This is a genomic window from Streptomyces sp. NPDC059564, assembly GCF_042735575.1.
In the GTDB taxonomy this organism is placed as follows: Bacteria; Actinomycetota; Actinomycetes; order Streptomycetales; family Streptomycetaceae; genus Streptomyces.
In genome coordinates this window covers 1-8710 of the sequence record NZ_JBHWBP010000327.1, presented here as the reverse complement: position 1 = coordinate 8710, position 8710 = coordinate 1, and the positions used below count along the sequence as shown (strand labels likewise).

The window sequence follows — 8710 nt, the reverse complement described above, 5'->3', positions numbered from 1 at the left end:
GCCCCCGCGGCGCCCGCCCGGGGGGGGCCCCCCCCCCCGCCCCCGGCCGCGTTCCACGCCCCGTTCGTATCCGAAAGCGTCCGGATCGGTTCGTTCCGAGGTAACGATCCGGTCCGGCGTGGCCGAACAGGGGCGGTTCGGGAGCCGTTCCAGGGGGTGGCGGCCTCCGCTCGCCGACCGGCGGTCCACGCCTCGGACGGCCGGAAGCGTACGGCCGCGTGTGCGTGACCCAAGGCCCGCGAAGTGCGTACGGGCACGTCAGCGCACCGGAGCTCGCGCGTGCGCGGCGGGGAACGGCGGTTTCCGTCGCCCGGTGCCATACCCCTGCCCGCACGGACTCCGCCACTGGAGAAACCTCCAGATCACGTGCCCCAGAACGTCAACACTTTGTCGAAGTCGACGATATCTGTGAGCCCTCCCACAGGCGTTCAATTCCGGTCACACGAAGAGACACCGCCGGAAACACAGCGGGGCTTCGATCTACGTGTTCTCACTGACAACCCTGGCGAACCAACGGGTTAGCGACCCACTTCGACCAGGGACAACCAGATCCCCCCGATTCCTCTCGGTTACCTACCTCATTGAAGGGCAAGGCAGAGATGGCACGTGTCGCCGCCCGGCTTTCCACCGACGGAGAGCAGAGCACGCACCCGGTCGACGAGGTGCTCCCCCTCCCCAAGCTCGCGCTGTACGGCTTCCAGCACGTACTCGCGTTCTACGCCGGCGCGGTGATCGTCCCGATCATCGTCGGAGGCGCCCTCGGGCTCACCACCGAGCAGCTCGTCTACCTGATCAACGCCGACCTGTTCACCTGTGGCATCGCCTCGATCATCCAGGCGTGGGGCATCGGCAGGATCGGCGCGCGCCTGCCCCTGATCCAGGGCGTCACCTTCACCGCGGTGTCCCCGATGATCGCCATCGGCCTCGGGGCGGGCGGCGGGACGGCGGGCCTGCTCGTCATCTACGGCGCGGTCATCACGGCCGGCATCGCCACCTTCGCCTTCGCCTGGCTGCCGCCCAAGGCCTTCCGTACGGTCATGAGGCTCTTCCCGCCGGTCGTCACCGGCACGGTGATCACCGTCCTCGGTGTCGTGCTGATCCCCGTCGGCCTGGGCGACGCCGCGGGCGGTGTCGGCAGCCCCGACTTCGGCGACCCCAAGCACTTCGCCTACGCCGGCGGCACGATGCTCTTCATCCTCGTCCTGATGAAGCTCGGCAAGCCCTTCGTCTCCAGCATCTCCATCCTGCTCGGCCTGGTCGGCGGCACCGCCGTCGCCTTCCTGCTCGGCGACGCCAAGTTCGGCGACGTGGGCGACTCGGACTGGATCGGCATCACCACCCCGTTCCACTACGGAGCCCCGAAGTTCGCGTGGTTCCCGATCCTGCTGATGCTCATCGTCATGCTGATCACCATGGTCGAGACCACCGGTGACACGTACGCCGTCGGCGACATCGTCGGCAAGGAGATCGACAGCGAGACCGTGGCCCGCGCCCTGCGCGCCGACGGAGCGGCGACCGCCCTCGGCGGCGTCCTCAACTCCTTCCCCTACGTGGCCTTCGCCGAGAACGTCGGCCTGGTCCGCATGACCAAGGTCAAGAGCCGCTTCGTCGTGGTCGCCGCGGGCGTCTTCATGATCGTTCTCGGGCTGATCCCGAAGGCCGCCGCGATCGTCGCCGCGGTCCCGCACGGAGTGCTCGGCGGCGCGGCGACGGTGATGTTCGCCATGGTGGCCCTGGCGGGCATCCAGACCCTGGCCAAGGTCGACCTCAAGGAGGAGAAGAACGCGCTCGTCGTGGGCGTCTCCCTGGCCTTCGCGCTGCTCCCCGCCACGGTTCCGGTGCTCTTCAAGGACCACATGGACGCGGACCTCTCCTCGCTCCTCAACAGTGGCGTCACGCTCGGTGCCACGGCTGCGATCGTGCTGAACCTGATCTTCAACGGCCTGGGCGGGGACGGCGCGCACGACGCCCCCCGGATCGAGCTGCCGGCCCAGGCGGCCGCCCCGGACGAGACGGCGCCGGCACCTGAGGCGGCCGAGGCGTCCGCGCGGACCGGGGCGAAGACGGCGGATGACGCCGAAGCGCCCGCCGAGACGGTTGCCGAGGCCGCCGTCGGCGTCGCGCTCGCGGCCACGGCCGGTGCCGAGAAGGCCGCCGGGGAAGACGACGCGGCGCCGCCCGCCTCCTGACCCTCCCAAGGGGCGACGGCCCTCCGCCCGGACCCCTGTCCGGACGGAGGGCTCTCGCCGTCCCCGCGCGGGGTCCCGTACAGGTGACAATGGGCGCATGAGCCTGTTCCGCGACGACGGCATCGTGCTGCGCACCCAGAAGCTGGGTGAGGCGGACCGCATCATCACGCTGCTCACCCGCGGTCACGGCCGGGTACGGGCCGTCGCGCGCGGCGTACGGCGCACGAAGTCCAAGTTCGGCGCCCGGCTGGAACCTTTCTCCCACGCGGACGTGCAGTTCTTCGCCCGCGGCAGCGAGCTCGTCGGCCGCAGCCTGCCGCTGTGCACCCAGACCGAGATCATCGCCCCCTACGGCAACGGCATCGTCACCGACTACGCCCGCTACACCGCCGGCACCGCGATGCTGGAGACCGCCGAGCGCTTCTGCGAGAACGAGGGCGAGCCCTCCGTACAGCAGTACCTGCTGCTCGTCGGCGCCCTGCGCACCCTCGCGCGCGGCGAACACGAACCGCACCTCATCCTCGACGCGTTCCTGCTGCGCTCCCTCGCCGTCAACGGCTACGCGCCCAGCTTCGAGGACTGCGCGAAATGCGGCATCCACGGACCCAACCGGCACTTCTCCGTCGCCGCGGGCGGGGTCATATGCGGAGACTGCCGCGTCCCCGGCTCCGTCGTACCCTCGTCGGAGGCCATCGCTCTGCTCAGCGCGCTGCTGACGGGCGACTGGAAACACGCGGACGCCTGCGAGGCGCGCCACGTGCGGGAGGGCAGCGGGCTGGTCTCGGCCTATTTGCACTGGCATCTGGAGCGCGGGCTACGCTCCTTGCGATACGTCGAGAAATAGGAGCTGGGCACATGGCACGACGCGGGATTCTGGGACGCTCTCGCCGCGAGTACAAGGTTCCCGAGCCGCACCCGTCCGGTGCGCGCCCGCCGAAGATCCCCGGTGAGCTGGTCCCGAACCACGTGGCCGTCGTCATGGACGGCAACGGCCGCTGGGCCAAGGAGCGCGGCCTGCCGCGCACCGAGGGCCACAAGGTGGGCGAGGGCGTCGTGCTCGACGTGCTCAAGGGCTGCCTGGAGATGGGCGTCAAGAACCTGTCCCTGTACGCCTTCTCGACGGAGAACTGGAAGCGCTCGCCCGACGAGGTCCGCTTCCTGATGAACTTCAACCGCGACGTGATCCGCCGCCGCCGCGACGAGATGAACGAGCTGGGCATCCGGATCCGCTGGGTCGGCCGCATGCCGAAGATGTGGAAGTCGGTCGTCCAGGAGCTCCAGATCGCCCAGGAACAGACCGTCGACAACGACGCGATGACCCTGTACTTCTGCGTGAACTACGGCGGCCGCGCGGAGATCTCGGACGCGGCGCAGGCCATCGCGCGGGACGTGGCGGCGGGCCGGCTGGACCCGTCGAAGGTCAACGAGAAGACCTTCGCGAAGTACATGTACTACCCGGACATGCCGGACGTGGACCTCTTCCTGCGCCCCAGCGGCGAGCAGCGCACCTCGAACTACCTGCTCTGGCAGAGCGCGTACGCCGAGATGGTCTTCCAGGACGTGCTGTGGCCGGACTTCGACCGCCGCAACCTCTGGGCCGCGTGCCTGGAGTACGCCCAGCGCGACCGCCGCTTCGGCGGCGCCGTCCCGAACCAGTCCGAGGGCTCCACGGGCTGACCGGCAAGGGGCGGCGGATCCGGTCGAAGATCGACCGGATCCGTTCGATCTTCGACCGGAACCGACCCGGATCGGCTAGCCGGCCGCCGCCGCGCAGTCGGCGCAGGTGCCGAAGATCTCCACCGTGTGGGCCACGTTCACGTAGCCGTGCTCGGCGGCGATGGACTCGGCCCACTTCTCCACCGCGGGGCCCTCGACCTCCACCGCCTTGCCGCACTTGCGGCAGACCAGGTGGTGGTGATGGTCCCCGGTGGAGCACCGCCGGTACACGGACTCGCCGTCGCTGGTGCGCAGCACGTCGACCTCACCGGCGTCCGCCAGGGACTGCAGGGTGCGGTAGACGGTGGTCAGGCCCACGGAATCGCCGCGGTGCTTGAGCATGTCGTGCAGCTCCTGGGCACTGCGGAACTCGTCCACCTCGTCCAGCGCCGCCGCCACGGCGGCCCGCTGCCGGGTGGATCGTCCTCGTACTGGCGCGGTATTCATCTCGCCAGGCGCAGTCGCCACCGGTTCCTCCTCGTTTCGGCCTCGGCCCATTGTGCCAGGCGGCCGTCCTCCTCAGACTGTCACGTCGCCCCGGGTACAGACCTCCTCCGCCGCGCGGGCCGCCGCCGCCCGGCGTCGTGCCAGGGGCGCGGAAACGGCCGTCAGCGTCATGAACACGGCGATGGCGAGCAGCACGATCGTGGCGCCGGAGGGTGCGTTGACGTAGTACGTGACGCTCGTGCCGACGAGGGACACGGCGAGGCTGATGCCGATGGCCAGGCCCAGCGTGGCGGCGAAGCCCCGGGTGAGCCGCTGGGCGGCCGCGACGGGGATCACCATCATGGCGCTGACCAGCAGCAGGCCCACGATGCGCATGGCGACGGTCACGGTGACGGCCGCGGTGATCGCGATCAGCAGGTTCAGCGCGCGCACCGGCAGGCCGGTGACCTTGGCGAACTCCTCGTCCTGGCAGACGGCGAAGAGCTGGCGGCGCAGGCCGATGGTGACGGCGAGGACGAAGGCGGCGAGGATCGCCATCGCGGTGACGTCCTCGGGGGCGACGGTGGTGATCGAGCCGAACATCGGGCCGAGGAGCTTGGCGGTGGAGCTGCCCCCGACGTTGACGATCATCACACCGCCCGCGAGGCCCCCGTAGAACAGCAGGGACAGGGCGATGTCCCCGCTGGTCCTGCCGCGGGAACGGATCACCTCCATGCCGACGGCGCCGAGGACCGCCACGAGCGTGGCCATCCACACCGGGCTGGTGTTCGTGACGAGGCCGAGCGCCACACCGGTCATCGCGACGTGGCCGAGGCCGTCGCCCATGATCGCCTGGCGGCGCTGGACCAGGTACGTGCCGATCGCGGGCGCGGTCACGCCGACCAGCGCGGCGGCGATCAGCGCGCGCACCATGAAGGGGTCGTTGAGGAGGCCCATCAGCTCAGCAGTCCCGTCCGCAGGGGTTCGGCGTCGTGCGCCGAGTGGGGGTGTACGTGGTCGTGGCCCGGCAGGGCGTGCTGCCCCACGGCCTCGGGGGGCGGGCCGTCGTGCGTGACGCAGCCGTCGCGCAGGACGACGGCCCGGTCGATCAGGGGCTCCAGCGGGCCCAGCTCGTGCAGGACCAGCAGGACGGTGGTCCCGGCGTCGACCTGCCGGCGTACGGCGTTGGCCAGGACCTCCTGGTTGGCGAGGTCCACGCCCGCCATCGGCTCGTCCATGATCAGGAGTTCGGGTTCGGCGGCGAGCGCCCGGGCTATGAGCACGCGCTGGTGCTGGCCGCCGGAGAGGGCGTTGACCGAGGCGTCGGCGTGGTCCTCCATGTCCACCAGGGACAGGGCGTGTACGACGGCGGCCCTGTCGGCCTTGCGCAGGACCCCGAAGCGGGTGCGGGCCAGCCGGCCGGAGGAGACGACCTCGCGGACGGTGGCGGGCACGCCGCCTGCGGCGGTGGTGCGCTGGGGGACGTAGCCGATCCGCGACCACTGGCGGAAGCGCTTGAAGTCGGTGCCGAAGAGGGACAGCTCGCCGTCGGTGAGCGGGACCTGCCCGACGACGGCGCGCACGGCCGTGGACTTGCCGGAGCCGTTGGCGCCGAGCAGGGCGACGACCTCGCCGCGGCGGACGGTGAGGTCGACCCCGCGCAGTACGGGGCGGGAGCCGAGCGAGGCCGTCGCCCCGCGCAGGGATATGACGGTCTGGTCCAGGGCCTCTTGCGGCGTGGACTGCATGGCGCGCGCCTCCGTTACTGCCATTACTTGCTCCCGAGTGCCTTCTGGAGGTTCTTCAGGTTGGACCGCATGACCTCGAAGTAGTCAGCGCCCTGGGACTTGTCGGTGATTCCCTCGAGGGGGTCGAGGACGTCCGTCTTCAGGCCGGTGTCGTGGGCGAGCGCCTTGGCGGTCTTGTCGCTGGCCAGCGCTTCGAAGAAGACGGTGGTCACATTGTCCTTCTTCGCGACGGCCTGGAGTTCCTTCATCCGGGCCGGGCTGGGCTCGGCCTCGGGGTCGACGCCCGAGATGCCCTCCTGGTCGAGGCCGTAGCGCTCGGCGAGGTAGCCGAAGGCGGAGTGCGTGGTGATGAAGGTCTTGGAGGCCGTGTTCCCCAGGCCGTCCTTGAACTCGGTGTCCAGGGCGCCCAGCTTGGTCACGAGTTCGCCGGTGTTCTTCTTGTAGTCGGCCGCGTGGTCCGGGTCGGCCTTCTCCAGGGCGGCGCCGACGCCCCGGGCGATCTCCGCGTACTTGGCGGGGTCGAGCCACACGTGGGGGTCGGTGCCGGCCTCGCCGTGGTCGTGCCCGTCGCCCTCGGCCGCGTGGTCGTGGCCGTCGGCGGAGTGGGTCTCCAGCGTGGTGAGGGCGGCGGCGTCGACGACGTTCTTCACGCCGGACTGCTCGACCGCCTTGTCCACGGCGGGCTGCAGGGTCTTGAGGTAGAGCACCACGTCCGCCTCGGCCAGCCGCGAGGTCTGACGCGGGGTGATCTCCAGGTCGTGCGGCTCGACGCCCGGCTTGGTGAGGCTGTCGACCTTCACGTGGTCCTTGCCGATCTGCTCGGCGAGGAACTGCATCGGGTAGAACGACGCCGTCACGGCGAGCTTGCCGTCCGTGCCGCCGCTGTCACCGGCGGCCGTTCCGGAGCAGGCGGTGAGGGCCGTCGCGGCGAGGGCGACGGCACCGGCGAGGGCGGCGCTGGGTATGAGGCGTCGTACGTTCATGACATCCATTTTCATCAAAGATGGAAACGATTGTCAAAAACCCTGGTGAGCGGACTGTGGGGCTCCGTAGAAGGGGTCCCCGATTTGATAGGGGGGGTGTGGGCGCCGGTAACCTGAAGACTTCGCCGTTCGTCCTCGTAATGAAGAGAGCACCGTGGCCGCCGACAAGATCGAAACCATCGTCAGCCTGAGCAAGCGCCGTGGCTTCGTTTTCCCGTGCAGTGAGATCTACGGCGGCTCCAGGGCTGCCTGGGACTACGGCCCGCTCGGTGTCGAGCTCAAGGAGAACATCAAGCGCCAGTGGTGGAAGGCGATGGTCACTGGGCGTGAGGACATCGTCGGCCTCGACTCCTCCGTGATCCTCGCCCCCGAGGTGTGGGTGGCCTCCGGCCACGTCGCGACCTTCTCCGACCCGCTCACCGAGTGCACCTCCTGCCACAAGCGTCACCGTGCTGACCACCTGGAAGAGGCGTACGAGGCCAAGCACGGCCGCCTGCCCGCCAATGGTCTCGCCGACATCAACTGCCCCAACTGCGGTGTGAAGGGCCAGTTCACCGAGCCCAAGCAGTTCTCCGGCATGCTGGAGACCCACCTCGGCCCGACCCAGGACACCGGCTCGAAGGCGTTCCTGCGCCCCGAGACCGCCCAGGGAATCTTCACCAACTTCGCCCAGGTGCAGACCACTTCGCGCAAGAAGCCCCCGTTCGGCATCGCGCAGATGGGCAAGTCCTTCCGCAACGAGATCACGCCGGGCAACTTCATCTTCCGCACGCGCGAGTTCGAGCAGATGGAGATGGAGTTCTTCGTCAAGCCGGGCGAGGACGAGCAGTGGCAGGAGTACTGGATGGCCGAGCGGTGGAACTGGTACCGCGACCTCGGCATCCGCGAGGAGAACATCCGCTGGTACGAGCACCCGAAGGAGAAGCTGTCCCACTACTCGAAGCGCACCGCCGACATCGAGTACCGCTTCAACTTCGGTGGCAACGAGTTCTCCGAGCTCGAAGGCGTCGCCAACCGCACGGACTTCGACCTGAAGGCGCACTCCGCGGCCTCCGGCCAGGACCTCACCTACTTCGACCAGGAGGCCGGTGAGCGCTACACCCCGTACGTCATCGAGCCGGCGGCCGGTGTGAACCGCGCGATGCTCGCCTTCATGCTCGACGCCTTCAACGAGGACGAGGCCCCGAACGCCAAGGGCGTCATGGAGAAGCGCACCGTCATGCGCTTCGACCCGCGCCTGGCCCCGATCAAGGTCGCCGTGCTGCCGCTGTCGCGCAACCCGCAGCTGTCGCCGAAGGCCAAGGGCCTGGCCGCCGACCTGCGCAAGAACTGGAACATCGAGTTCGACGACGCGGGCGCCATCGGCCGCCGCTACCGCCGCCAGGACGAGATCGGTACGCCGTTCTGCGTCACCGTCGACTTCGACACCCTGGACGACAACGCGGTGACCGTGCGCGAGCGCGACACCATGAAGCAGGAGCGCGTCTCCCTGGACCAGATCCAGAGCTACCTCGGCAGCCGTCTGCTCGGCTGCTAGGTCCCCCCGTACGAAAGCCGGTGGCCCCGGGCGGGGCGGGCGCGCCCCGCCCCCCGGCGGGCCGGCCCCCGCCGGGCGGCGCCGGGCCGGGGACGGCCGGGGGCCGGGCCA

The 8710-nt window shown here is 69.8% G+C and carries 8 protein-coding genes; 4 read left to right on the top strand and 4 right to left on the bottom strand.

The features are described from left to right. Positions 1-599: 599 nt before the first annotated feature. The 3 genes from ACFV0Q_RS33780 to ACFV0Q_RS33770 all read left to right on the top strand — a co-directional run bounded on the left by ACFV0Q_RS33780 (position 600) and on the right by ACFV0Q_RS33770 (position 3866). The gene (locus ACFV0Q_RS33780; RefSeq protein ID WP_385010667.1) at positions 600-2189 is read left to right on the top strand and encodes a nucleobase:cation symporter-2 family protein; all 1590 of its coding nucleotides are present in this window, start codon (positions 600-602) and stop codon (positions 2187-2189) included. A 97-nt stretch (positions 2190-2286) separates the two neighbouring features. Beyond that, positions 2287-3033, top strand: coding sequence for a DNA repair protein RecO (gene recO / locus ACFV0Q_RS33775; RefSeq protein WP_385010665.1), 747 nt, complete (start codon positions 2287-2289; stop codon positions 3031-3033). An 11-nt stretch (positions 3034-3044) separates the two neighbouring features. Further along, positions 3045-3866 (top strand): isoprenyl transferase, encoded by an 822-nt coding sequence (locus ACFV0Q_RS33770; RefSeq protein WP_385010663.1) that lies wholly within the window; start codon positions 3045-3047, stop codon positions 3864-3866. Positions 3867-3941: 75 nt separating this feature from the next. Here ACFV0Q_RS33770 and ACFV0Q_RS33765 read toward each other — a convergent pair whose 3' ends face one another. From ACFV0Q_RS33765 to ACFV0Q_RS33750, 4 genes are read right to left on the bottom strand one after another with little or no spacing between them, the layout of a single operon-like run. Next, positions 3942-4373: a Fur family transcriptional regulator gene (locus tag ACFV0Q_RS33765; protein WP_078999356.1), complete on the bottom strand. Its 432-nt coding sequence runs from the start codon at positions 4371-4373 to the stop codon at positions 3942-3944. 51 nt (positions 4374-4424) lie between these two features. Then, a complete protein-coding gene (locus ACFV0Q_RS33760; protein ID WP_385010661.1) occupies positions 4425-5288 on the bottom strand; it encodes a metal ABC transporter permease in 864 nt (287 codons plus the stop codon). Beyond that, positions 5288-6103 (bottom strand): metal ABC transporter ATP-binding protein, encoded by an 816-nt coding sequence (locus ACFV0Q_RS33755; RefSeq protein WP_385010659.1) that lies wholly within the window; start codon positions 6101-6103, stop codon positions 5288-5290. The genes ACFV0Q_RS33760 and ACFV0Q_RS33755 overlap by 1 nt, the downstream gene beginning before the upstream one ends. Then, a complete protein-coding gene (locus ACFV0Q_RS33750) occupies positions 6103-7062 on the bottom strand; it encodes a metal ABC transporter substrate-binding protein (RefSeq protein WP_385010657.1) in 960 nt (319 codons plus the stop codon). Before ACFV0Q_RS33750 ends, ACFV0Q_RS33755 begins: the two co-directional genes overlap by 1 nt. Positions 7063-7216: 154 nt before the next feature. Here ACFV0Q_RS33750 and ACFV0Q_RS33745 point away from each other — a divergent pair, with 154 nt between their 5' ends. After that, positions 7217-8599, top strand: coding sequence for a glycine--tRNA ligase (locus ACFV0Q_RS33745; protein WP_385010655.1), 1383 nt, complete (start codon positions 7217-7219; stop codon positions 8597-8599). Positions 8600-8710: the final 111 nt, after the last annotated feature.